Source organism: Modestobacter sp. KNN46-3 (assembly GCF_011039295.1).
Map to the genome: position 1 here is coordinate 14,910 of NZ_JAAKGN010000033.1, position 22,573 is coordinate 37,482.

21 protein-coding genes and 1 pseudogene are annotated in these 22,573 nt (G+C 72.7%); 6 read left to right on the forward strand and 16 right to left on the reverse strand.

Going from position 1 to position 22,573, the window contains the following annotated elements; translation table 11 throughout:
- Nucleotides 1-15: 15 nt before the first annotated feature.
- The 9 genes from G5C62_RS09810 to G5C62_RS09850 form a co-directional block, all read right to left on the reverse strand.
- Complete coding sequence (locus G5C62_RS09810; protein WP_206330562.1) at nucleotides 16-588, reverse strand: GNAT family N-acetyltransferase; 573 nt, start codon at nucleotides 586-588, stop codon at nucleotides 16-18.
- 132 nt (nucleotides 589-720) lie between these two features.
- Nucleotides 721-1,092, reverse strand: coding sequence for a metal-sulfur cluster assembly factor (locus tag G5C62_RS09815; RefSeq protein WP_036338662.1), 372 nt, complete (start codon nucleotides 1,090-1,092; stop codon nucleotides 721-723).
- Nucleotide 1,093: 1 nt separating this feature from the next.
- The gene (gene sufU / locus G5C62_RS09820) at nucleotides 1,094-1,555 is read right to left on the reverse strand and encodes a Fe-S cluster assembly sulfur transfer protein SufU (protein ID WP_164700830.1); all 462 of its coding nucleotides are present in this window, start codon (nucleotides 1,553-1,555) and stop codon (nucleotides 1,094-1,096) included.
- Complete coding sequence (locus tag G5C62_RS09825; RefSeq protein WP_164700831.1) at nucleotides 1,555-2,880, reverse strand: cysteine desulfurase; 1,326 nt, start codon at nucleotides 2,878-2,880, stop codon at nucleotides 1,555-1,557. Before G5C62_RS09825 ends, sufU begins: the two co-directional genes overlap by 1 nt.
- A complete protein-coding gene (sufC, locus tag G5C62_RS09830) occupies nucleotides 2,877-3,710 on the reverse strand; it encodes a Fe-S cluster assembly ATPase SufC (RefSeq protein WP_241175809.1) in 834 nt (277 codons plus the stop codon). The genes G5C62_RS09825 and sufC overlap by 4 nt, the downstream gene beginning before the upstream one ends.
- Before the next feature lie 14 nt (nucleotides 3,711-3,724).
- Complete coding sequence (locus tag G5C62_RS09835; protein ID WP_036338668.1) at nucleotides 3,725-4,069, reverse strand: non-heme iron oxygenase ferredoxin subunit; 345 nt, start codon at nucleotides 4,067-4,069, stop codon at nucleotides 3,725-3,727.
- The gene (gene sufD, locus G5C62_RS09840; protein ID WP_164700832.1) at nucleotides 4,066-5,397 is read right to left on the reverse strand and encodes a Fe-S cluster assembly protein SufD; all 1,332 of its coding nucleotides are present in this window, start codon (nucleotides 5,395-5,397) and stop codon (nucleotides 4,066-4,068) included. The genes G5C62_RS09835 and sufD overlap by 4 nt, the downstream gene beginning before the upstream one ends.
- The gene (sufB, locus tag G5C62_RS09845) at nucleotides 5,397-6,836 is read right to left on the reverse strand and encodes a Fe-S cluster assembly protein SufB (RefSeq protein WP_164700833.1); all 1,440 of its coding nucleotides are present in this window, start codon (nucleotides 6,834-6,836) and stop codon (nucleotides 5,397-5,399) included. Before sufB ends, sufD begins: the two co-directional genes overlap by 1 nt.
- Nucleotides 6,833-7,681: a metalloregulator ArsR/SmtB family transcription factor gene (locus G5C62_RS09850; protein WP_164700834.1), complete on the reverse strand. Its 849-nt coding sequence runs from the start codon at nucleotides 7,679-7,681 to the stop codon at nucleotides 6,833-6,835. The genes sufB and G5C62_RS09850 overlap by 4 nt, the downstream gene beginning before the upstream one ends.
- Nucleotides 7,682-7,842: 161 nt before the next feature.
- Here G5C62_RS09850 and G5C62_RS09855 point away from each other — a divergent pair, with 161 nt between their 5' ends.
- A complete protein-coding gene (locus G5C62_RS09855; RefSeq protein WP_241175810.1) occupies nucleotides 7,843-8,769 on the forward strand; it encodes a heme A synthase in 927 nt (308 codons plus the stop codon).
- Between the two features lie 203 nt (nucleotides 8,770-8,972).
- Here G5C62_RS09855 and G5C62_RS09860 read toward each other — a convergent pair whose 3' ends face one another.
- Complete coding sequence (locus G5C62_RS09860) at nucleotides 8,973-9,896, reverse strand: heme o synthase (protein ID WP_164700835.1); 924 nt, start codon at nucleotides 9,894-9,896, stop codon at nucleotides 8,973-8,975.
- A gap of 321 nt (nucleotides 9,897-10,217) precedes the next feature.
- Here G5C62_RS09860 and tkt point away from each other — a divergent pair, with 321 nt between their 5' ends.
- The 5 genes from tkt to pgl all read left to right on the forward strand — a co-directional run bounded on the left by tkt (nucleotide 10,218) and on the right by pgl (nucleotide 17,366).
- On the forward strand, nucleotides 10,218-12,449 hold the full coding sequence (gene tkt / locus G5C62_RS09865) for a transketolase (protein ID WP_164700836.1): 2,232 nt from the start codon (nucleotides 10,218-10,220) through the stop codon (nucleotides 12,447-12,449).
- 87 nt (nucleotides 12,450-12,536) lie between these two features.
- Complete coding sequence (tal, locus tag G5C62_RS09870; RefSeq protein ID WP_164700837.1) at nucleotides 12,537-13,643, forward strand: transaldolase; 1,107 nt, start codon at nucleotides 12,537-12,539, stop codon at nucleotides 13,641-13,643.
- A 144-nt stretch (nucleotides 13,644-13,787) separates the two neighbouring features.
- Entirely contained in the window at nucleotides 13,788-15,311 is a 1,524-nt protein-coding gene (gene zwf / locus G5C62_RS09875; RefSeq protein WP_164700838.1) for a glucose-6-phosphate dehydrogenase, read from the forward strand.
- A 46-nt stretch (nucleotides 15,312-15,357) separates the two neighbouring features.
- Complete coding sequence (locus tag G5C62_RS09880) at nucleotides 15,358-16,596, forward strand: glucose-6-phosphate dehydrogenase assembly protein OpcA (RefSeq protein ID WP_164700839.1); 1,239 nt, start codon at nucleotides 15,358-15,360, stop codon at nucleotides 16,594-16,596.
- Nucleotides 16,593-17,366 carry a 6-phosphogluconolactonase gene (pgl, locus tag G5C62_RS09885; RefSeq protein ID WP_164700840.1) on the forward strand — a complete coding sequence of 258 codons (774 nt, stop codon included), beginning with the start codon at nucleotides 16,593-16,595 and terminating at the stop codon, nucleotides 17,364-17,366. Before G5C62_RS09880 ends, pgl begins: the two co-directional genes overlap by 4 nt.
- A 131-nt stretch (nucleotides 17,367-17,497) precedes the next feature.
- Here pgl and G5C62_RS09890 read toward each other — a convergent pair whose 3' ends face one another.
- From G5C62_RS09890 to G5C62_RS09915, 6 genes and pseudogenes are all read right to left on the reverse strand, one after another.
- Nucleotides 17,498-17,839 (reverse strand): RNA polymerase-binding protein RbpA, encoded by a 342-nt coding sequence (locus G5C62_RS09890; RefSeq protein ID WP_036338695.1) that lies wholly within the window; start codon nucleotides 17,837-17,839, stop codon nucleotides 17,498-17,500.
- Nucleotides 17,840-18,051: 212 nt separating this feature from the next.
- Entirely contained in the window at nucleotides 18,052-18,282 is a 231-nt protein-coding gene (gene secG, locus G5C62_RS09895) for a preprotein translocase subunit SecG (protein ID WP_036338697.1), read from the reverse strand.
- A 119-nt stretch (nucleotides 18,283-18,401) separates the two neighbouring features.
- The gene (locus G5C62_RS09900) at nucleotides 18,402-20,174 is read right to left on the reverse strand and encodes an ABC transporter substrate-binding protein (RefSeq protein ID WP_231558473.1); all 1,773 of its coding nucleotides are present in this window, start codon (nucleotides 20,172-20,174) and stop codon (nucleotides 18,402-18,404) included.
- Nucleotides 20,175-20,211: 37 nt separating this feature from the next.
- Complete coding sequence (gene tpiA, locus G5C62_RS09905) at nucleotides 20,212-21,021, reverse strand: triose-phosphate isomerase (protein WP_164700841.1); 810 nt, start codon at nucleotides 21,019-21,021, stop codon at nucleotides 20,212-20,214.
- Nucleotides 21,022-21,030: 9 nt separating this feature from the next.
- Nucleotides 21,031-22,224, reverse strand: coding sequence for a phosphoglycerate kinase (locus G5C62_RS09910; RefSeq protein ID WP_164700842.1), 1,194 nt, complete (start codon nucleotides 22,222-22,224; stop codon nucleotides 21,031-21,033).
- Nucleotides 22,224-22,573, reverse strand: a pseudogene (locus G5C62_RS09915) (type I glyceraldehyde-3-phosphate dehydrogenase); the annotation flags it as partial. The gene G5C62_RS09910 and the pseudogene G5C62_RS09915, both read right to left, overlap by 1 nt.

Here is a 22,573-nt window from a genome sequence, read left to right on the forward strand (position 1 = left end):
GACGAGCCGCGGGGGTCAGGAGCCGAAGAGCACCTCGGCGCCGACCGGGCGCCAGGCGGCCGCGAGGAAGGACCGCAGCGAGGCGGTGTTGGCCGGGGCGACCTGTGCCCACAGCGGCTCGCCGCCGGGTACGAGCGCCGGGGCGGCAGCAGCCAGCGCGGTGCCCAGACCACGGCCCCGGGCCGACGGGTGGACCTCCACACTGGCCTCCCACCGGCCGGCGACACCACGGCCGAGGACCAGCAGGGCGGCGCTGTCCGGCGTCGTCCACACCCGCACGCCGGAGCGGTGCCGCAGCGCCCGCCGCACCCTCGGGTGCTCGCCGGGCGCGACCTCCGCGAGCTCCAGGCTCGGGCGTACCGGGGCCGGCGGAGCGATCAGCAGCGCGTCCAGCACCCCGGCCTCCGCGCCCACCTGGTCGGCCAGCGCCGACAGGAAGCGGGCGCCCAGCGGCGCCTCGATCGGCTCGCGCGCGACCTGCGCGGCCACCCAGCCGGGGTCGACGTCGGCGGCCACGACGTGCCAGCCGGTCCCCCCGACGGCGAGTGCCGGCGCCCGCCGTCCGTCGAGGAGGGCAGGCGCCGGCACTGTCGTCACGGTCGCGTCAGCCGGCGGGGTCTCCCCCACAGCCAGCTGGTCGAACACCGCAGTCAGCGGTCGGCCCCTCTGCAGGGTCCCGCCCCGAGCTTCCGAGGCGTGGGGGGCAGAGGGGTCCTTCATTCAGACCCGGAAGCCGAGGGCCCGCAGCTGCTCGCGGCCGTCGTCGGTGATCTTGTCCGGGCCCCACGGCGGCATCCAGACCCAGTTGATCCGGATGTCGCCGACCAGGCCGGGGCCGGGGCCGCCGGTGAGGGCCTGGCGGGCCTGGTCCTCGATCACGTCGGTCAGCGGGCAGGCCGCCGACGTCAGCGTCATGTCGATGATCGCCACGTTGGCGTCGGTGTCGACGTCCAGCCCGTAGACGAGACCGAGGTCGACGACGTTGACGCCCAGCTCGGGGTCGACGACGTCGCGCATGGCCTCCTCGAGGTCCTCGATCAGGGCGGACTTGCCGCCGTACAGGCCGGCGTCGGGGGTGGTGGGCTCGGTCATCTCAGTTCGCCTCATTCGTCGTGGAGAGGGCGCGGGCGCTCGCGTCCTTCAGCGCCATCCAGCTCATCAGTGCGCACTTGACCCGTGCCGGGTACTTCGAGACGCCGGCGAACGCGACGGCGTCCTCCAGGTCGTCCTCGAGCTCCTCGGCCACGGTCGCGTTGCCCTTGCTCTGCATCAGCGTCATGAACTGCTCGCCGGTGTGCATCGCCTCGGTCACGCTCTTGCCGATCACCAGGTCGTACATCGCCGAGACCGAGGCCTGGCTGATCGAGCAGCCCATGCCCTCGTAGGAGACGTCGGCGATGGTCTCGCCGTCCAGGTGCACCCGCAGGGTGACCTCGTCACCGCACGTCGGGTTGACGTGGTGCACCTCGGCCTCGAACGGGTCGCGGAGTCCGCGCCCGTGGGGGTTGCGGTAGTGGTCCAGGATGATGTCCTGGTACATCGACTGCAGCTGCATCACTTCACCTCGCTGGGTGCAACACCGAAGAAGCGCTGGGCTTCCCGCACGCCCTCGACGAGTGCGTCGACGTCGTCGTACCCGGTGTGCACGTAGAACGTCGCCCGGGTGGTGGCCGGGACGCCGTAGCGACGCACGACCGGCCAGGCGCAGTGGTGCCCGACCCGGACGGCGATGCCCAGGTCGTCGAGGACCTGACCGACGTCGTGCGGGTGGATGCCCTCGACGGTGAAGCTGATCGCGCCCCCGCGGGCCACGGTGTCCGGCGGGCCGATCACGGTGACGCCGGGGATGGCCTGCAGCTGCTCCAGCGCGTACTCGGTGAGGGCCTCCTCGTGGGCCTGCACCGCGTCCATGCCGAGTCGCTGCAGGTACTCCACGGCGGCGGCGAGCCCGATGACCTGTGCGGTCATCGGCACGCCGGCCTCGAAGCGCTGCGGCGGGGGCATGAACGTGCTGCCCTCCATCCGGACGACCTCGATCATCGAGCCGCCGGTGAGGAAGGGCGGCAGCGCGTCGAGCACGTCGTAGCGGCCCCACAGCACGCCGACCCCGGTGGGGCCCAGCATCTTGTGGCCGGAGAACACCAGGAAGTCCGCACCCAGCTCGGTGACGTCGACCCGCTGGTGCGGCACGGACTGGGCGCCGTCGACCAGCACCAGGGCGCCGACCTCCCGGGCCCGGGCGACGATGTCGCCCAGCGGGTTGATCGTGCCCAGGATGTTCGACTGCTGGGTGACCGCGACGAGCTTGGTGCGCTCGTTCACCACGGTGGCCAGGTCCGACAGGTCGAGCCGGCCGTCGTCGGTGAGCCCCAGCCAGCGCAGGGTCGCCCCCGTCCGCTCGCACAGCTGCTGCCAGGGCAGCAGGTTCGCGTGGTGCTCCATCTCGGTCACGACGATCTCGTCGCCCTGGCCGACGGCGTACCGGCGGAACTCCGGCTCCTTGGCCGTCGCCGCGTTGGAGAGCGCGTAGGCGACCAGGTTGATCGCCTCGGTGCTGTTCCGGGTGAAGACGACCTCGTTCTCCGGCGCCCCGATGAAGGCCCCGATGGTGGTGCGCGCCGCCTCGTAGGCCGCGGTGGCCTCCTCGGCCAGCTGGTGCGCACCGCGGTGCGGAGCGGCGTTGACGTTCTCGTAGAACCACCGCTCAGCGTCCAGGACGCTGGTCGGCTTCTGCGAGGTCGCGCCGGAGTCGAGGTAGACCAGCCGCTTCCCGTCCCGGACGGTGCGGGACAGGATCGGGAAGTCCGCCCGGATCGCCTCGACGTCCAGCGGGAGCGGCACCTGGTGCGCCCCGGCGGGACGCGAGACGGTCTCGGTCATGCGGATGCAGCCTCGCTGGCGGCCTGCTCGTTCGAGTCCTTGACGTAGGCGGCGTAGCCCTCGTCCTCGAGCTTCTGCGCGAGCTCCGGGCCACCCTCGTCGACGACCCGGCCGGCGACGAAGACGTGCACGAAGTCGGGCTTGATGTACTTGAGGATCCGCGTGTAGTGCGTGATCAGCAGGACGCCGACCGGGCTGTCGGCCTTGGCCCGGTTCACGCCTTCGGAGACGACGCGGAGCGCGTCGACGTCCAGGCCGGAGTCCGTCTCGTCGAGGATCGCCATCTTGGGCTTGAGGAGGCGCATCTGCAGGATCTCGTGGCGCTTCTTCTCACCGCCGGAGAAGCCCTCGTTGACGTTGCGCTCGGCGAAGGCGCTGTCCATCTCGAGCGCGGTCATCTCGGTCCGGACGTCCTTGACCCAGGTGCGCAGCTTCGGCGCCTCGCCAGTGATCGCGGTGGCCGCGGTGCGCAGGAAGTTCGACACCGAGACGCCGGGGACCTCGACCGGGTACTGCATGGCCAGGAACAGGCCGGCCCGGGCGCGCTCGTCGACGGTCATCGCGAGGACGTCCTCGCCGTCGAGGGTGACGGTGCCGCCGGTGATCGTGTACTTGGGGTGCCCGGCGATCGAGTAGGCCAGGGTCGACTTGCCCGACCCGTTGGGGCCCATGATCGCGTGGGTCTCGCCCGCGCGGACGGTCAGGTCGACGCCGCGGAGGATCTCCTTGGTCTCGTCCCCGTCGCCGACGGTGACGTGCAGGTCGCGGATCTCGAGCACGCTCCCGGCCGAGAGGCCGGTGGCGGCGGGGGTCGCGGTGGGGCTGGTCACGGGTGTGTCGCTCCTCAGATGCTGGTCGCGGCGAGGGGGGCGTCGACGTCCACCAGGACGTCGTCACCCTCCACCCGGACCGGGTAGACGGGGACCGGCTCGGTGGCCGGGAGGTTCGTGGGCTGGCCGGTGCGCAGGTCGAAGCACGAGCCGTGCAGGGCGCACTCGATGGTGGGCGCCCCGTCGACGTCGTCGACGTCGCCGTCGGTCAGTGGGACGTCGGCGTGCGAGCAGACGTCCTGGATCGCGTACACCTCACCGTCGAGCTGGACGACGGCGACGTCGATGTCCGCGAGCTCGATCCGCAGGGAACCCTCCTCGGGCACCTCGGACAGCGCGCAGACCCGCTCGTACGTCACGCGCCGACCTCGACCGGCTGCTCCTCGAGGTCCGGCAGGGCACCGAGGCGCGCCTCGATGGTGCCCATCAGCCGGTCCTGCAGGGCGGGGACGCCGATGTGCTGCACGACGTCGGCGAAGAAGCCGCGCACCACGAGGCGGCGGGCCGTCTCGGCGTCGATCCCGCGGGAGCAGAGGTAGAACAGCTGCTCGTCGTCGAACCGGCCGGTGGCGCTGGCGTGACCGGCGCCGACGATCTCGCCGGTCTCGATCTCCAGGTTCGGCACCGAGTCGGCGCGGGCGCCGTCGGTGAGCACCAGGTTGCGGTTCAGCTCGTAGGTGTCCGTGCCGGTCGCGGCCGGCCGGATCCGCACGTCGCCGACCCAGACGGTGTGCGCCTTCTCCCCCTGCAGCGCGCCCTTGTAGACGACGTTGCTGCGGCAGTTCGGCGTGCCGTGGTCGACCCAGAGCCGGTGCTCCTGGTGCTGGGTCTCGTCGGCGAAGTACACGCCGTAGAGGTCGGCCGAGCCACCGGGGCCGGCGTACTGCACGTTGCTGACCAGCCGGACCAGGTCACCGCCGAGGGTGACCACGACCTCCTTGAGCGAGGCGTCCCGGCCGACGACGGCGTCGAACTGCCCGCCATGCACCGTGCCCGGCGCCCAGTCCTGCACCGAGACGACGGTCAGCTGCGCACCGTCACCGAGCAGGAAGGCGACCCCGCCGGAGTAGCGGGCCAGCCCCGAGTGGTCGAGGACGACGGTCGCCTGCGCGAACGCCCCCACCTCGACGACCAGCTGGCCCCAGACGACGTCGTCGCTGCCGGTGCCGGCGAGACCCAGGGTGACCGGGCGGTCGAGCACGGCCTCCTTGGCGATCCGGAGCACGGCTGCGCCGCCGCTGCGCTGACGGGTCAGCGCGGCCAGCCGGTCGACCGGCTCGGGCAGGCCCTTGAGCAGCGGGTCACCGGCCTCCACCGAGGTCAGCTCCGCACCCTGGGGCAGGTCGGACTCCCACGTCAGGTGGGCGTCCGACGGTGCGCCGTCCAGCAGCGCGCGGACGCGGCGCATCGGGGTGAAGCGCCACTCCTCCTCGCGACCGGTCGGTGCGCCGAAGGCGTCCGGGTCGGTGGAGGTGAGCCGCTCGGCCGGCGAGCCGGTCGGCGCCGGCCCGCCGTGCGAGTGCGACCCGGGGGGCGTGTCGCCGGCGGTGCCGGTGCCGGCCGCCGGGGTGGTCGGCGGCCCGGCCTGGGCCCCCACGCCGGGAGCGAAGAGCTCGCCGGCGAGGGTGGCCGAGTCCGTGGTGAGGGTGGTCTGGTCGTCAGTACCGGTGTTCTGTGGAGCCGACATCAGCCGACGGCACCTTCCATCTGGAGCTCGATCAGGCGGTTGAGCTCGAGGGCGTACTCCATCGGCAGCTCCCGGGCGATGGGCTCGACGAAGCCGCGCACGACCATCGCCATCGCCTCGTCCTCGGAGAGCCCTCGGCTCATCAGGTAGAAGAGCTGGTCGTCGCTGACCCGCGAGACGGTCGCCTCGTGGCCCATCGACACGTCGTCCTCGCGGACGTCGACGTAGGGGTAGGTGTCCGAGCGGCTGATGGTGTCGACCAGCAGCGCGTCGCACTTCACCGTCGACTTCGAGCCGTAGGCACCCTCGTCGACCTGGACCAGCCCGCGGTAGGAGGTGCGGCCACCACCGCGCGCCACCGACTTCGACACGATGGTCGAGGAGGTGTGCGGGGCGGCGTGCACCATCTTGGCGCCGGCGTCCTGGTGCTGGCCCTCGCCGGCGAAGGCGATGGACATGACCTCGCCCTTGGCGTGCTCACCGGTCATCCAGACGGCCGGGTACTTCATCGTCACCTTGGAGCCGATGTTGCCGTCGACCCACTCCATGGTCGCGCCCTCGTGGGCCACGGCCCGCTTGGTGACCAGGTTGTAGACGTTGTTCGACCAGTTCTGGATGGTCGTGTACCGGCAGCGCGCGTTCTTCTTGACGATGATCTCGACGACCGCGGAGTGCAGCGAGTCGGTCTTGTAGATCGGCGCGGTGCAGCCCTCGACGTAGTGCACGTAGGCGCCCTCGTCGATGATCATGAGGGTGCGCTCGAACTGGCCCATGTTCTCGGTGTTGATCCGGAAGTAGGCCTGCAGCGGGATCTCGACGTGCACGCCCTTGGGGACGTAGATGAATGAGCCACCCGACCACACGGCGGTGTTCAGCGCGGAGAACTTGTTGTCACCGGCCGGGATCACCGAGCCGAAGTACTCGCGGAACAGCTCGGGCTGCTCGCGCAGCGCCGTGTCGGTGTCCAGGAACAGGACGCCCTGCTCCTCGAGGTCCTCGCGGATCTTGTGGTAGACGACCTCGGACTCGTACTGGGCCGCGACACCGGAGACCAGCCGCTGCTTCTCCGCCTCCGGGATACCCAGCTTGTCGTAGGTGTTCTTGATGTCGTCAGGCAGGTCCTCCCACGAGGTGGCCTGCGCCTCGGTGGACCGCACGAAGTACTTGATGTTCTGGAAGTCGATGCCGGAGAGGTCGGAACCCCAGTCGGGCATGGGCTTCTTCTCGAAGATCTTCAGCGCCTTCAGCCGGCGCTCGAGCATCCACTCGGGCTCGTTCTTGCGGCGCGAGATGTCGCGGACGACGTCCTCGTTGATGCCGCGGGTGGCCGAGGCACCGGCGGCATCGGTGTCGGACCAGCCGTACTTGTAACGGCCGAGCGCATCGATCGTCTCGTCCTGCGTCATCGGCGCGCTGGGCACCGGCTGCGTGGTGGTCATGCGGGGGTCCTCTCCCGGTCGATCGAGGGGGTGGTGCGAGTGCTGGCGCCGGCGCCGGAGGGCGTGGCGCGACCAGCAGGTACAGGGCGTGCAGGGGTGGCTTTGTTCCCGGCCTGGGAGCCGGCGCGGAGTCCGGCCCGGAGGGCCAGCTGCGCGGGGATGTGGGTCGTGCAGATCCCGTCGCCGTGGGCGATCGTGGCCAGTCGCTGGACGTGCGTGCCGACCAGCCGGCTGATCACCGCCGTCTCAGCCTCGCACAGCTGCGGGAACTCGGCCGCGACGTGGGCGACCGGGCAGTGGTGCTGGCACAGCTGCCCGCCGCTGGAGATCGCCGAGGCGGTCGCGGCGTAGCCCTCGGCGGTCAGCGCGACGGCGAGCACCTGCGCCCGGTCGACCTCACCGGCGCCCGGTGCGGCCGCCTCGAGCGCGGACTCGACGGCGGTGGAGCACCGCTGCGCCAGCCCGGAGAGCTGCTGCTCGGCGACGGCGCGGACGGCGTCCGGCCCGCCGTGCTCGGCGACGAACCGCAGGGCCGTGAGCGCCAGGTCGTCGTAGGCGTGCGGGAAGGACTCCCGTCCGGCGTCGGTGAGGGCGAACCGGCGGGCAGGCCGGCCCCTCCCCCGCTGACCGCCGGGCGCCTCGCGCTCGGTGACCCGGCCGGCGGCGACCAGGCCGTCGAGGTGCCGGCGCACCGCGGCCGGGGAGATGCCCAGCCGACCGGCCAGCTCGGCGGCGGTCTGCGGGCCGTGCTCGAGGAGGAGGCTGCTCACCCGGTCACGGGTGCGCCCGTCCTCGGCCGGCGCACCGGCGGAGGGGACGGCGGCTCGGGCCGCAGCGGATTCCACAACACGATTGTGTCCTTAATCGGCGAGCCCGCAAGGAAGGTCCGCCTTACCTGCGGGCTGCCGGAGAGGCGCGTCACACGGCGGCGGAACCGCCCAGGTGGGCCGCTGGCGGAGCGATCGGACCAGCGGCGAGGAGCCCCACGGTCAGTAGCATCGGTGCCGTGTCGGTCCTTCCCTCGCGGGTGCGCAACTCGACGGTCTCCCGGCTGGCGCTGGCCAGCGTCGTCGCCAACGGCCTGATCGTCCTCACCGGCGGGTTCGTCCGGCTGACCGGCTCGGGGCTGGGCTGCCCGACCTGGCCCCGATGCACCGAGGACAGCTTCACCACGACGCCGGAGCTCGCCGCCCACGGCGTCATCGAGTTCGGCAACCGGCTGCTGACGTTCGTCCTGGTGGCCATCGCGGCCGCCACCCTGATCGCGGTGTTCCGTTCCGCCCGCCGCGACCTCCGCCCGCTCGCCGTGGTCGCCTTCCTGGGCATCCCCGCGCAGGGCCTGGTGGGCGGCGTCACGGTGCTCACCGGGCTCAACCCCTACACGGTCGCCGCGCACTTCCTGGTCTCCACGGCCCTCGTGGCCCTGACGACCGTCATGTGGCTGCGGTCCCGGGAGCCGGGGGTGGGCCAGCTGGTCGTGCGCCGCCCCTTCGCCCTGCTGGCGTACGGCATCGCAGCCACCACGGCGGTCGTCCTGGTGCTCGGCACGGTGGTCACCGGCAGCGGCCCGCACAGCGGCGACCCCGAGGCCGGCCGCACCGGCTTCGACCCGGCGCTGATGAGCCAGCTGCACGCCGACGCCGTCTTCCTGCTGCTCGGGCTGACGATCGCGCTGCTGGTGGCGCTGTACGCGACCGACTCCCCCGGCCGGGTCCGCCGGGCCGCCCGCGACCTGCTGGTCGTCCTGCTGGCCCAGGGCGTCGTCGGCTACGTGCAGTACTTCACCGGGCTGCCCATCCTGCTGGTGCTGCTGCACATGGCCGGCGCGGTGCTGACCACCGCCTACGCCGCCCGGCTGGTGTGGTCGGTGCGCGGTCCCGCCTCCGAGCTGCCGGTCGAGGCCTCGCCGGAGCGCGCCGCCGCCACCCACTGACGAGGCCAACTCGGCGTCGAGCAGGCGCCGAGCGGGCGCGACGGAGCGAGCCCGGCCGCGCCCACACCCGCGCGTGCTCGGCCCTCGGCTCCGGTGATGTGCAGCTGCGGCTGGTCCAGGGGCCAGAACCGGCCGTGGGTGCACATCGCCTCACCCGCTGGGCACGCCACCGCTGGCCGCGCGGTGGGTGGGGACGTCCTCCGTCAGACGAGGACGTCGGCCACCAGGGCGATCGACAGCAGCGTCATGTAGGTGATCGACACCGAGAACAGCCGCATCGGACGGTCCGGGACGTCGGCCTTGATCCGCCGCAGCCAGGCGTGCGACTCCGCGACGTACCAGGCGCCCAGGCCCACGGTGGCGGCGCCGGTGACCCAACCCAGCTGCGGCGTCGCCGGCACCATGAGCAACGACGTGCCCAGCGTGCCCCAGGCCCAGGCGACGGACTGGCGCCCGACGGTGACCGGCCCGGCGACCACCGAGAGCATGGGCACGCCGGCCCGGAAGTAGTCGAAGCGGAAACGGCTGGCCAGCGCCCAGAAGTGCGGCATCTGCCAGCAGAAGACGATCCCGAAGAAGACGAAGGCGGGCCAGTCCAGCGAGCCGGTGACCGCGGCCCAGCCGATCAGCACCGGAGCGGCACCCGGCAGCCCACCGAACACGGTGTTGTGCCTGGTGCGGCGCTTGAGCACCATCGTGTAGAGCACCGAGTAGGCGAGCACCGCGGCCGCCGCGAGGGCCGTGGCCAGCGGAGTGGTGAACAGCCCGAGCAGGACCAGGGACACCCACGCCAGCAGCACACCGAAGACCAGCGCGTTGCGGGGCGCGATCACCCCGCTGGGGATCGGTCGGTCGCGGGTGCGCGACATCAGCCGGTCGATGTCCCGGTCGTACCAACAGTTGATCGTGTTGGCGGCCCCGGCGGCGAGCATGCCGCCGACCAGGGTGGCCACGACCAGGCCGGTGCCCGGCCAGCCCCCGGCCGCGAGCATCATCGCCGGCAGCGTGGTGACCAGCAGCAGCTCGACCAGCTTCGGCTTGGTCAGCGACACGTAGGCCGCCACCGTCGCGCGGGCGGAACGCACCGGCCGGGCGCGACCGACGGAGCGGTCGGCGATCGCCGTCACCGGGGGCCCAGGAGCGCAGCGTCGCGCGGGCAGCAGGGCACCACGAGGTCCTTCTCCGCCGGGGATGGGGTAGCCCGCCCACTGTAGCCCGGCCCACCTACAGGGAATCGCCGGACACCACTAGGGTTTGATCACGTTGACTCTGCGCGTGATGCGGGTAGGGCGGACGTCGAGGACGACGGCGCGCCCACGCTCACGACCTCCGACCGCGCCGACCGGGGCGGCCGTGGTGCGCATCGTCGTCCGCCCGGGGTGAACTGCCCCCCGCGCCCCCGGGCGGGTCCGACACCGACCGATCCCCGAGGGAGCTCCGAGCGCCACATGACCAGCGACAACGGAACCAAGAGCACCGCACCCGAGGCCCCCGCCGAGGCCGCCACCGACTCCTCGACCGGCTCGCCCCGCCAGCCCAGCCCGACCCTCCCCGAGGGTTTCGGCGACCTGGACCGCGCGGCCATCGACACCGCACGCGTCCTGGCCATGGACGCGGTGCAGAAGGTCGGCAACGGCCACCCCGGCACCGCGATGAGCATGGCGCCGGTCGCCTACCTGCTGTTCCAGAAGTGGCTGAAGCACGACCCGAGCGACCCGAACTGGGCCGCCCGTGACCGCTTCGTGCTCTCCATGGGGCACTCCAGCCTGACCCTGTACGTCCAGCTGTACCTGGCCGGCTACGGCCTGGAGCTGGAGGACCTGCAGGCCCTGCGCACCTGGGGCTCCAAGACCCCGGGCCACCCCGAGGTCGGGCACACCGCCGGCGTCGAGACCACCACCGGCCCGCTGGGCCAGGGCGTCGGCAACGCGGTCGGCATGGCCATGGCCGCCCGCCGCGAGCGCGGCCTGCTGGACCCCGACGCCGCCGAGGGCGAGGGCCTGTTCGACCACACCATCTGGGCCTTCGCCTCCGACGGTGACCTGGAGGAGGGCGTCAGCGGCGAGGCCTCCTCGCTGGCCGGCACCCAGCAGCTGGGCAACCTCGTCCTGGTCTACGACGACAACAAGATCTCGATCGAGGACGACACCACCGTCGCCTTCACCGAGGACGTCGGTGCCCGCTACGCCGCCTACGGCTGGCACGTCCAGCACGTCGACGACGGCGAGGACCTGGCGGCCGTCGACGCCGCCTTCGCCGCCGCGAAGGCCGAGACCACCCGCCCGTCGATCATCGTGCTCCGCACGGTCATCGGCTGGCCGGCGCCGAACAAGCAGAACACCGGCGCCGTGCACGGCTCGGCGCTCGGCGACGACGAGGTCAAGGCGACCAAGGAGATCCTCGGGTTCGACCCGGAGAAGTCCTTCGACGTCGCTCCCGAGGTCATCGAGCACACCCGCAAGGCCGTCACCCGCGGCCAGCAGGCACACGCCGAGTGGCAGCAGCGGTTCGACGCCTGGACCGCGGCCAACGCCGAGGGCGCCGCCCTGCTGGAGCGGATGAGCACCCGCACCCTCCCCGAGGGCTGGGCGGAGAAGCTGCCGTCCTGGGACGCCGACCCGAAGGGCGTCGCCACCCGCAAGGCCTCCGGTGAGGTGCTCGCCGCCCTCTACCCCGAGCTCCCCGAGCTGTGGGGCGGGTCGGCCGACCTGGCCGAGAGCAACAACACCGCGGTCAAGGGCGAGCCCTCGTTCCTGCCGGCCAGCCGCCAGACCAAGATGTGGTCCGGTGGCCCCTACGGCCGCACGCTGCACTTCGGTGTGCGTGAGCACGCCATGGGCGCGGTCATGAACGGCATCGCGCTGCACGGTGGCACCCGCGTCTACGGCGGCACCTTCCTCACGTTCTCCGACTACATGCGTGGCGCGGTGCGGCTCGCCGCCCTCATGCAGCTGCCGGTCACCTACGTGTGGACCCACGACTCGATCGGCCTGGGCGAGGACGGCCCGACCCACCAGCCGATCGAGCACTACGCCGCGCTGCGCGCCATCCCGGGCTTGGACTTCGTCCGACCGGCCGACGCCAACGAGACCGCGGTGGCCTGGCGCACGATCCTCGAGCACAACGACCGGCCCGCCGGTCTGGCGCTGTCCCGGCAGAACCTGCCGGTGTTCGACCGCACCCAGTTCGCCTCGGCGGAGGGCACCGCCAAGGGCGGCTACGTGCTGGCCGAGGCGTCCAACGGCCAGCCGGAGGTGGTGCTCATGGGCACCGGCTCCGAGGTGCAGATCGCGGTGGCCGCGCGGGAGCAGCTCGAGGCGCAGGGCGTGCCCACCCGGGTCGTGTCCCTGCCCTGCTGGGAGTGGTTCGCCGAGCAGGACCAGGCCTACCGTGAGCAGGTGCTGCCCCCGTCGGTCAAGGCGCGGGTCAGCGTCGAGGCCGGGGTGCCGATGGGCTGGCGGGAGTTCGTCGGCGACGCCGGGCGGATCGTCGGGCTCAACCACTACGGCGCCAGCGCGTCCTACTCGAAGCTGTACGAGGAGTTCGGGCTGACCGAGGACGCCGTCGTCGCGGCTGCACAGGAGAGCATCGAGGCCGCTGCCTCCGGCGCCAACCCGCCGAGCGGTGCCGGCGTCTCCCGCGGCGGGGTCTTCAGCTCCGACGCCACCGCCGACCACTGAGGAAGGACCCCGTCCTCCCCACCCTTCGCACGCTCAAGGTGGGGCCCGGGACGGGGCCGACAAACCACACCGACAGGAGGGCATGACATGGCCCAGAACGAGAACCTGGCACAGCTGTCGAAGGCGGGGGTCGCCGTCTGGCTCGACGACCTCTCCCGGGACCGCATCCGCAGCGGCAACCTGCAGCAGCTCGTCGACGAGCAGAGCGTCGTCGGCGTCACCACCAACCCGAGCATCTTCGCCGCGGCGATCAGCGGGTCGAAGTCCTACGACGACCAGCTGCACGCCCTGGCGGTGCGCAAGGTGAGCGTCGAAGAGGCGCTGCGCACCATCACCTCCGCCGACGTCCGGGACGCCTGCGACCTGCTCGCGCCGGTCGCCGCGCGTACCGGCCGGGACGGTCGCGTCTCGCTGGAGGTCGCACCGGGGCTGGCACACGACGAGGACGCGACCGCCGCCGAGGCCGCCCACCTGTGGTGGCTCGTCGACCGGCCGAACCTCTTCATCAAGATCCCGGCGACGCTGGCGAGCCTCCCGGCGATCACCACCTCGATCGCCAAGGGCATCAGCGTGAACGTGACGCTGATCTTCAGCATCGAGCGGTACAAGGCCGTGATGGACGCGTACCTGACGGGCCTCGAGCAGCGGCTGGCTGAGGACCCGAACGCCTCCTTCGAGGGCATCGAGTCCGTGGCGTCGTTCTTCGTGTCCCGGGTGGACACCGAGATCGACAAGCGCCTGGACGACGCCGGTGCCGACGCCTCGCTCAAGGGCAAGGCCGGCGTCGCCAACGCCCAGCTGGCCTACCAGGCCTACGAGGAGGTCTTCTCCTCCGACCGCTGGAAGGCGCTGGAGGCCAAGGGCGCCAGCAAGCAGCGGCCGCTGTGGGCCTCGACCGGGGTCAAGAACCCGGACTACTCCGACACCCTCTACCTGTCCGAGCTCATCGCCCCGGACACGGTGAACACCATGCCGGAGAAGACGATGCAGGCCTACGCCGACCACGGCCAGGCCGGCACCCCGGTGCAGTCGGCCTACGCGGACGCCGAGAAGGTCATGCAGGCGGTGGCCGACGCCGGCGTCGACCTCGACGACGTGTTCCGCGTCCTCGAGGACGAGGCCGTGCAGAAGTTCGTCGACGCCTGGGACGAGCTGACCGGCTCGGTCCAGGAGCAGCTGCAGGACAAGGCCTGACCCGCCGGGGCTCGGGCGGCGGCACACCCGCCGCCCGGGCCCCGAGCAGGTCCGCCTGTGCACCACCCTCTGGACACCGTCCGCCGTCCGGTCCGGCGCCGCACCGGACGGCGGCACCCTGCGAGCTGATCGAGGACGGACACGATGCCCACCAACCCGTTGCGCGACCCACGGGACCGGCGGCTGCCCCGGGTCCCCGAGCCCTGCGCCCTGGTCGTCTTCGGGATCACCGGGGACCTCTCGCGCAAGAAGCTCCTCCCCGCCGTCTACGACCTGGCGAATCGGGGCCTGCTGCCCACCAACTTCGCGCTGCTGGGCTTCGCCCGCCGCGACTGGGGCGACGTGGAGTTCTCCGAGCTGGCGCGTTCGGCCGCGCGCGAGCACGCCCGCACCCCGTGGCGCGAGGAGGTCTGGGAGCGGCTGGCGAACAGCGTCCGGTTCGTCCAGGGCTCCTTCGACGACGACGACGCCTTCGACGAACTGGCGAGCAACCTGGCCGAGCTCGAGGGCAGCCACGGCATCGGCGGCAACGCCGCGTTCTACCTGTCCATCCCGCCGGCGCTGTTCCCGACCGTGCTGAAGCAGATGCAGCGCACCGGGATGGCCGAGAGCAGCATGGACCGCTGGCGCCGCGTCGTGGTGGAGAAGCCCTTCGGCACCGACCTGGCCTCCAGCCGCGAGCTGAACGAGCTGGTCGACTCGGTGTTCACCGCCGACGACGTCTTCCGGATCGACCACTACCTGGGCAAGGAGACGGTCCAGAACCTGCTGGCCCTGCGCTTCGCGAACTCGATGTTCGAACCGATCTGGAACGGCCACCACGTCGACTCGGTGCAGATCACCATGGCCGAGGACGTCGGCATCGGCGGGCGGGCCGGGTTCTACGAGAAGACCGGCGCGGCTCGCGACGTCCTGCAGAACCACCTGCTCCAGCTCCTGGCGCTGACCGCCATGGAGGAGCCGGTCGAGTTCTCCGCGGAGGAGATCCGCACCGAGAAGCTCAAGGTCCTCCGGGCGGTCTCCGTCCCCGCCGACGACGACATGGTCCAGTTCGCCATCCGGGGCCAGTACGAGCAGGGCTGGCTCGCCGGCCAGCGCGCGATCGGGTATCGCCAGGAGGAGGGCGTGGCCGCCGACTCCACCACCGAGACCTACGCCGCCGTCCGGCTCGGCGTGGAGACCCGGCGCTGGGCCGGCGTCCCGTTCTACCTGCGCACCGGCAAGCGGCTGCCCCGCCGGGTCACCGAGATCGCCCTGGTGTTCAAGCGGGCTCCGCACCTGCCCTTCGCGCCCACCGACACCGAGGAGCTCGGCCACAACCAGCTCGTCATCCGGGTGCAGCCCGACGAGGGCATGACGCTGAAGTTCGGCTCCAAGGTCCCCGGCAGCGTGATGGAGGTCCGCGACGTCGCGATGGACTTCCTCTACGGCGAGCAGTTCACCGAGGCCAGCCCCGAGGCCTACGAGCGCCTGCTGCTCGACGTGCTGCTCGGCGACGCCACGCTGTTCCCCCGGAACGCCGAGGTGGAGGCCTCCTGGGCGGTCATCGACCCGCTCGAGGCGTACTGGGCGTCCACCGAGCCGCACCCGTACCGGGCAGGCGAGTGGGGTCCGCGGGCCGCCGACGCCATGCTCGAGGCCGACGGCCGCCAGTGGCGCCGACCGTGAACGGCCGCCCACCCACCGCCCGCGCGACTCCCCAGGAGGGGACCTCATGACCACGCTGTGGGACACCACCGGATCCGCGGTGGTCAAGGAACTGGCCGCCCAGCGCCGCACCGGCGGCGCCGTGATGAGCGGGGTGGCGCTCACCCTGGTGGTCGTCGCCGACGAGGGCCGGGTCGCGGAGGCCGAACAGGCCGCGTCCGCCGCGGCCGAGGTGCACCCCTGCCGGCTGCTGCTCGTGGTCCGCCGCCAGGTCGAGGCGCCGGTGCCGCGGCTGGACGCCGAGGTGCTCATCGGTGGCCGGCTGGGCCCGGGCGAGGCCGTCGTCATGCGGATGTACGGCCGGCTGGGTCTGCACGCGGAGTCCGTCGTGCTGCCGCTGCTGGCCGCCGACGCCCCCGTCGTCACCTGGTGGCACGAGGCGCCGCCGGAGCAGATCGCCCGGGACGCGCTCGGCGTGATCGCCGACCGCCGGATCACCGACTCCGCCATGAGCGCCGACCCGGTGGCCGCGCTGCGGATCCGGGCGCACGACTACGCGCCCGGTGACACCGACCTGGCGTGGACCCGCAGCACCCCGTGGCGGGCGACCCTGGCCTCGACCCTGGACTCGGTCTCCGGTCGCCGTGGCGACTCGGTGCGCGTCCGGGGTGGCCAGGTCGAGGGAGACCCGGAGAGCGCGACCGCCCAGCTGGTCGCCGGCTGGCTGTCCTCCCGGTGCGGCTGCGACATCCCGGTGGTCGGCACTGCACGGGTGCCCGGGTCCGCCGGCATCGACAGCGTCGAGCTGCGACTGGACCAGGACGAGGTGGTCCGGGTGCAGGAGGACCGCAAGGGCGGCGCGGTCATCAACCAACCGTTCCGCCCGGAGGCGATCGTCGCGCTGCCCGACCGCAGTCTCGGTGAGCTCATCGGTGAGGAGCTCCGTCGGCTGGACTCCGACGAGCCCTACAGCGAGGCTCTGGAGGCGGTGACCGGGGCGGCCGGTCTCTCCGACCGGCCGGCCTGCCGTGACCACGTCTGGTACGACCCCATGCGGCCGCAGCAGACCTCCGAGCCGGTCAACGGCAACGGGGCGCCCCCTGCAGCGGGCAGCGCCCCCCAGGCGTCGGCCGCGACGCCGGCGCCGACGGTGCCCGACGACTCGGCCGACGCCGACGAGGTGGCCGAGGCCGGCGAACACGACTCCCCCGCCGACGACTCCGCCGAGCAGCGGACCGTCCAGGCCCCCGACGCACCGTCGGCGGCAGGCGGCGGGGCACCGACCAGGAAGGCGCGCACACGATGAGCCAGCAGGAGGGCCGGACGCCGGACGTGGTGGTGAAGCCGGACGCCGACCAGCTGGCCCGCTCCGTGGCCTCCGCGCTGGTCGCCCGGCTGGCCGCCGCCCAGGCCGTGCACGGGACGGCTTCGGTCGTGCTCACCGGCGGGGGCATCGGGACGGCGGTGCTCGAGCGGGTCGCCGCACTGGCCGCCGAGCCCGAGCACGCCGTCATCGACTGGGGCCTGGTGGACGTGTGGTGGGGTGACGAGCGCTTCGTGCCGGTCGACCACCCGGACCGCAACGAGCTCGGCGCCCGCGAGTCGCTGCTGACCAAGGTGGCGCTGGACCCGGAGCGGGTGCACCCGATCCCCTCTTCCGACGCGGGCTTCGACGAGCCGGAGGAGGCAGCGGCCTGGTACGCCGAGCAGCTCGCCGCAGCCGCTGGTGACGGCGAGACGATGCCCCGGATCGACGTGCTGCTGCTGGGCATGGGGCCGGAGGGCCACGTCGCCTCGATCTTCCCGGAGTCCCCGGCGGCCACCGACGACCGTCCGGTGGTCGCGGTCCACGACTGTCCGAAGCCGCCGCCGACCAGGGTGAGCCTCGGGTTCGCGGCGATCACCGCGGCGGAGGAGGTCTGGCTGCTCGTCAGCGGCGAGGGCAAGGCCGAGGCCGTCGCCCGGGCACTGTCCGGCGCCGACCCGGTCCAGCTCCCGGCGGCCGGGGCGCAGGGCAAGCAGGCCACCCGCTGGCTGCTGGACACCGCAGCGGCCGGCCAGCTCCCCCGCGCCTGAGCCCAGGACAGCCGAAGGCCCGGTCACCCCAGCTGCTCATGGGGTGACCGGGCCCGGTGACGTGCTGGAACGGCCCCGCTGCAGGGTCCCGCCGCGAGCGCGCGAGTGGCGGGGGGCAGCGGGGTCCTTGATCAGGCGCCGCGGCGGGCGCGCAGGCGGCTCAGGGCCTCTTCCAGCAGGGCGTCACCGTCCGCATCCGACCGGCGCTCCCGGACGTAGGCGAGGTGCGTCTTGTACGGCTCCGTCCGCGGCGCCGGCGGCGGGTTCTGCTGGTCGGTCCCGGCCGGGAGCCCGCACCGCGGGCAGTCCCAGGTCTCCGGGACGTCGACGTCCGTCGCGAAGGCGACCCGCGACTCGTGGTTGTTCGCGCACCAGAAGCCGATCCGGTTCCGAGGCGCTGCCTCGCCACGTTCGGCCTCACCCATCGGTCCCGCACCGACCCGGCTCCCCCGGATCGCGTTCCCACCAGCCACGAGAGGCCCCCCTGATCGCTGCCACGTCGCGGTGACTGAGTTGATCACCGCGGGGGCAGTCTAGGGCCTGACCAGCCCGTTCAGGGTCACGATGTGAACACCCTGTGTGCCGCCACGCGCCCTTGCACCGATGGGAACGATCGCACGGGCCGGCCCGCACAGCGGCCCTCTCCCGGGGGCCCGCGCCGGGCTCGTGAGGAGAGGGTCGTTCGTCAGACCTTGAGCAGGATCCCGAGCGCCACGATGCAGACGGCCCACAGCAGACCGGCGAAGACGGTCAGCCGGTTGAGGTTCTTCTCCACCACCGAGCTGCCGGACAGCTGCGAGGACACCGCACCACCGAACATCGAGGACAGACCGCCGCCCTTGCCGCGGTGCAGCAGGATGAGCACGATCAGCAACAGGCTGGTGAGCACCAGCAGGACGTTGAGGAACAACTCCATCGTTCTTGGTCTCCTGTCCCGTACACAACGGGGTGGGTGGGCTCGCACCCGTCGGGTCGGGGGCTCTCGACGGTCCAGCCTAACCGACGGGGCCAGGGCATCCGCTCAGCCAGGGCCGGTCAGCGGACGCCGGCCGTCGCGACGTCGTAGCCCCCGTAGGGCTGCATGACCACGCCGTTGCGCAGCCGCTGGCCGGCCAGCAACTGCACCCGGTTCTCCACCAGCGGGACATAGGCCGACGTCTCCTGCACCGCGTACCCGACCTGGCGCCAGGCGTCGGCAGCCGCGGCCGGCTCGGTCGCTGCCCGGGCGGCGTCCACCAGCCCGTTGACGGCCGGGTCGTCCAGGTACGCGTAGTTGGTGTTGCCGACCTTGCGGATCGAGCGCCCGTCGACCAGTGGGAGCAGGAAGGACGCCGAGGTCGGGAAGTCCGCGGTCCAGGTGGCGAGCACCATCCCGTATCCCGCGGCGGTCACCGCATCGGGGTTGCCGACGTCCGTGGCGTAGTAGGTGGCCGGGTCCAGCGGGCGCACCTCGACGGCGATCCGCACCTCCGCGAGGTCTGCAGCGATGGCCTCGGCCACCTCGACGCTGGACGGCACGTCCGGGACGGCCAGCACCGTGCTGAAGCCGTCGGGCTGACCGCAGGCGGCCAGCGCCGCCCGTGCAGCGGCCAGATCCGGCTGGGGGTCGGACTCCTCGGGGGCTCCGGCGACCGCGCGCGGCCAGAGCACCGACGTCCGCACGGCGTTGCCGGCCCCCAGCAGGGCCTGCTGCACGGCCGACCGGTCGACCGCGGCAGCCACGGCAGCCCGGCAGGACGGGTCGTCCATCGGGGCCACCGTCGTGGGCAGGGCCAGCAGCCGGACCGTGCCGGTGGTGACGTCGTCGATCCGCGCGGCCAGGTCCTCGTCGTCCAGCCGGCTGGTGGTGGCCTGCTGCACGCCGGTCCCGGAGAGGTCCGCGTCGGCCGACCCGGCCAGCAGGGCCTGGTCGCGGGCGACGCCGGAGAGACCGGTGCGCACCACCACCTCGTCCGGCAGGGCGGTGCGGACGTCGTCGGTGGCCGGGTCCCACTGCGGGTTGCGGGACAGCACGATGCCGGCCACCGGGTCCACGGAGGTGATCAGGTAGGGGCCGGAGCTGACCGGACGGGCACCGTAGTCGCCGCCGGTGTCGCTCTCCGCCGGCACCGGGCTGCTCGAGGGCAGGGCCATGACGAAGGGGAAGTCCGGCGCCGGACTGGTGAGCCGGAAGACGATCGTCCGGTCGTCGGGGGTCTCGATCGAGGCCAGCCCCAGCCGGTCGGCGGTCTCGTCCTGGTAGGGCCCGGCGTAGGGGTCCGCCGGGTCGTCGAGCAGGTCGACGACGTAGGTGGGGCCGCCGACGACCACGTCGGAGGCGAAGGAGCGTTCGATCCCGTACTTCACGTCGCGCGAGGTGATCGGCCGGCCGTCCTCGAACCGCACGCCCTCGCGCAGGGTGAAGGTCCAGGTGCGGCCGCCGTCGGTGCTGGTGCCGAGGTCGGTGGCGAGGTCGGGGACCAGTTCGTCGGTGCTGCCCGGCTCGGCGGAGTAGGTGACCAGGGTGCGGGTGTACAGCCGCATCAGGTTCCACACCGACGGCATGTAGGAGCGCTGCGGGTCCAAGCTGTCGATCTCGCCGGTGACCAGCCGCAGCGTCCCGCCGGGCTCCTCCGAGGGTGCGCGCACCCCCTCGACCCCGCTGTCGGGCTCCGCCGCCACGGTCGGCACCCCGGCCAGCCCGCTGTTCTCGCTGCCACAGCCGGTCAGCACGGCCAGGGCGGCGGCCAGGAACACGACGACGACCGACCGCCCCGCTCCCCGAGGGGTGCGCTGGGCGGCCGGTCGCCGTTCCGTGCTGTGCGTCAACGTGGGTGCTGCTCCGCCCGGTCAGTGCCGGCGGCGGTCAGCTCCCACCGGCAGCGGTACGACAGATCTGTACGAACTCGTCGGCGTCCAGGCTCGCCCCGCCGACTAGTGCACCGTCGACGTCCGGCCCGGCGAGGATGCCGGCGGTGTTGCCGGCCTTGACCGATCCGCCGTAGAGGATACGGACCGCGGCGGCCGTGTCCGCGCCGTGACGCTCGGCGAGCCGTGCCCGCAGCGCCGCACAGACCTCTTGCGCATCATCCGGCGTCGCCACCTCACCGGTGCCGATCGCCCACACCGGCTCGTAGGCGACCACCAGCTCCTGGAGCTGCTCGGTGGGGACGCCGTCCAGGGCCCGGTCCAGCTGGTCGGTGCAGTGCGCGACGTGGGTGCCTGCCCGACGGACGTCGAGCCCCTCCCCCACGCACAGCAGCGGGACCAGCCCGTGCCGCAGCGCCGCCTGCACCTTGGCCGCGACCACCGCGTCGTCCTCACCGTGCAGCGTGCGCCGCTCGGAGTGGCCGACCAGGACGTAACGGCAGGCGAGCGCGGCGAGCATCGCCCCGCTGACCTCCCCGGTGTAGGCGCCGGAGTCCTGCGCCGAGACGTCCTGCGCGCCGTACCCGATCTCCAGCTTGTCGCCGGCCACCAGCGTCTGCACGCTGCGCAGCGCGGTGAACGGCGGGACGACGACGACCTCGGCGTCCTCCAGCTGCGGCTCGGTCAGCGAGAAGGCCAGCTTCTGCACCAGCCCGATCGCCTCGAGGTGGGTCAGGTTCATCTTCCAGTTGCCCGCGATGAGCGGACGGCGGCCCTCCCGGGGCGGCCTGGGCTTCGTGCGTGCCATCGTCGCCCCTCAGTCCGCGAGCACCGCGAGCCCGGGGAGCTCCCGGCCCTCGAGGTACTCCAGCGACGCGCCGCCGCCGGTGCTGATGTGCCCGTAGGCCGCCTCGTCCAGCCCGAGCTGGCGCACGGAGGCCGCGGAGTCGCCGCCGCCGACGACGGAGAGCCCGTCGATCGCGCCGACGGCCTGCGCCACGCCCCGGGTGCCGCCCTGGAAGGGAGCGAGCTCGAACACGCCCATCGGCCCGTTCCAGAACACCGTGCGTGCGCCGGCCAGGGCCTCGGCGAAGAGCTCGACGCTCTTCGGCCCGATGTCCAGGCTCATCTGGTCGGCCGGGATCTCGGTGGCCGGCAGCACGGTGGTCGGCGCGTCCGCGCTGAACTCCGGGGTGCAGACCACGTCGACCGGCAGCACGATCCGGTCGCCGGCCTCGGCCAGCAGCCGCCGGCAGCTGTCGACCTGGTCGGCCTCCAGCAGCGACGTCCCGACCTCGTGGCCCTGCGCGGCCAGGAAGGTGTAGGTCATCCCCCCGCCGACCAGCAGCCGGTCGACCTTGGGCAGCAGCGCCTCGATCACGCCGAGCTTGTCGCTGACCTTGGAGCCGCCGAGCACGACGACGTAGGGCCGCTCCGGGCTCTCGGTGAGCCGGGTGAGCACCTCCAGCTCGCGGGCGACCAGCCGGCCGGCCGCGTGCGGGAGCCGCTCGGCCACGTCGTAGACCGAGGCGTGCTTGCGGTGCACGGCACCGAACGCGTCGTCGACGTAGAGGTCGGCCAGCCCGGCGAGCCGGTCGGCCAGCTCGCCGCGAGCGGCATCGTCCTTGCCGGTCTCGGCGGCCTCGAAGCGGACGTTCTCCAGCATGAGCACCTGGCCGTCGGCGAGCGCCGCGACCTTCGCCGTGGCGTCGGGGCCGGCGACGTCGGCGGCCAGCGGCACCTCGGTGCCGAGCAGCTCACCGAGCCGTGCGGCGACCGGCGCCAGGGAGTACCGCGGGTCGGGCTCGCCCTTGGGGCGGCCCAGGTGCGCGGCGACGACGACCCGGGCGCCGGCCTCGCGGAGCGCCGAGATCGTGGGCAGGCTGGCCCGGATCCGGCCGTCGTCGGTGATCGCGCCGCTGTCTGAGTCCAACGGGACGTTCAGGTCGGCGCGCAGCAGCACGCGCCGACCCGACACCCCGTCGGCGATGAGCTCGTCGACGGACCGCATCAGAGCTTGCTGCCCACCAGCACGACGGAGTCGACGAGGCGGTTGGAGTAGCCCCACTCGTTGTCGTACCAGCCGACGACCTTGACCTGGTTGCCGAACACCTTGGTCAGACCCGCGTCGTAGATGCACGAGGCCGGGTCGGTGACGATGTCGGAAGAGACGATCGGCGCGTCGGTGTAGACCAGGTACGGCGCCAGCGGGCCGGCGGCAGCCGCCTTGTAGGCCTCGTCGACCTCCTCGAGAGTGACCTCGCGGGACAGCGTGACGGTGAGGTCGGTCGCCGAGCCGGTCGGCACCGGGACGCGGAGCGCGTAGCCGTCGAGCTTGCCCTTCAGCTCCGGCAGCACCA

Bases quoted from the DNA above. Each gene is read 5' to 3' on its own strand.
- G5C62_RS09815 (WP_036338662.1), bottom strand. From the start codon at position 1,092: ATGACCGAGCCCACCACCCCCGACGCCGGCCTGTACGGCGGCAAGTCC.
- sufU (WP_164700830.1), bottom strand. From the start codon at position 1,555: ATGCAGCTGCAGTCGATGTACCAGGACATCATCCTGGACCACTACCGC.
- G5C62_RS09825 (WP_164700831.1), bottom strand. From the start codon at position 2,880: ATGACCGAGACCGTCTCGCGTCCCGCCGGGGCGCACCAGGTGCCGCTC.
- sufD (WP_164700832.1), bottom strand. From the start codon at position 5,397: ATGTCGGCTCCACAGAACACCGGTACTGACGACCAGACCACCCTCACC.
- sufB (WP_164700833.1), bottom strand. From the start codon at position 6,836: ATGACCACCACGCAGCCGGTGCCCAGCGCGCCGATGACGCAGGACGAG.
- tkt (WP_164700836.1), top strand. From the start codon at position 10,218: ATGACCAGCGACAACGGAACCAAGAGCACCGCACCCGAGGCCCCCGCC.
- tal (WP_164700837.1), top strand. From the start codon at position 12,537: ATGGCCCAGAACGAGAACCTGGCACAGCTGTCGAAGGCGGGGGTCGCC.
- zwf (WP_164700838.1), top strand. From the start codon at position 13,788: ATGCCCACCAACCCGTTGCGCGACCCACGGGACCGGCGGCTGCCCCGG.
- G5C62_RS09880 (WP_164700839.1), top strand. From the start codon at position 15,358: ATGACCACGCTGTGGGACACCACCGGATCCGCGGTGGTCAAGGAACTG.
- pgl (WP_164700840.1), top strand. From the start codon at position 16,593: ATGAGCCAGCAGGAGGGCCGGACGCCGGACGTGGTGGTGAAGCCGGAC.
- secG (WP_036338697.1), bottom strand. From the start codon at position 18,282: ATGGAGTTGTTCCTCAACGTCCTGCTGGTGCTCACCAGCCTGTTGCTG.
- tpiA (WP_164700841.1), bottom strand. From the start codon at position 21,021: ATGGCACGCACGAAGCCCAGGCCGCCCCGGGAGGGCCGCCGTCCGCTC.
- G5C62_RS09910 (WP_164700842.1), bottom strand. From the start codon at position 22,224: ATGCGGTCCGTCGACGAGCTCATCGCCGACGGGGTGTCGGGTCGGCGC.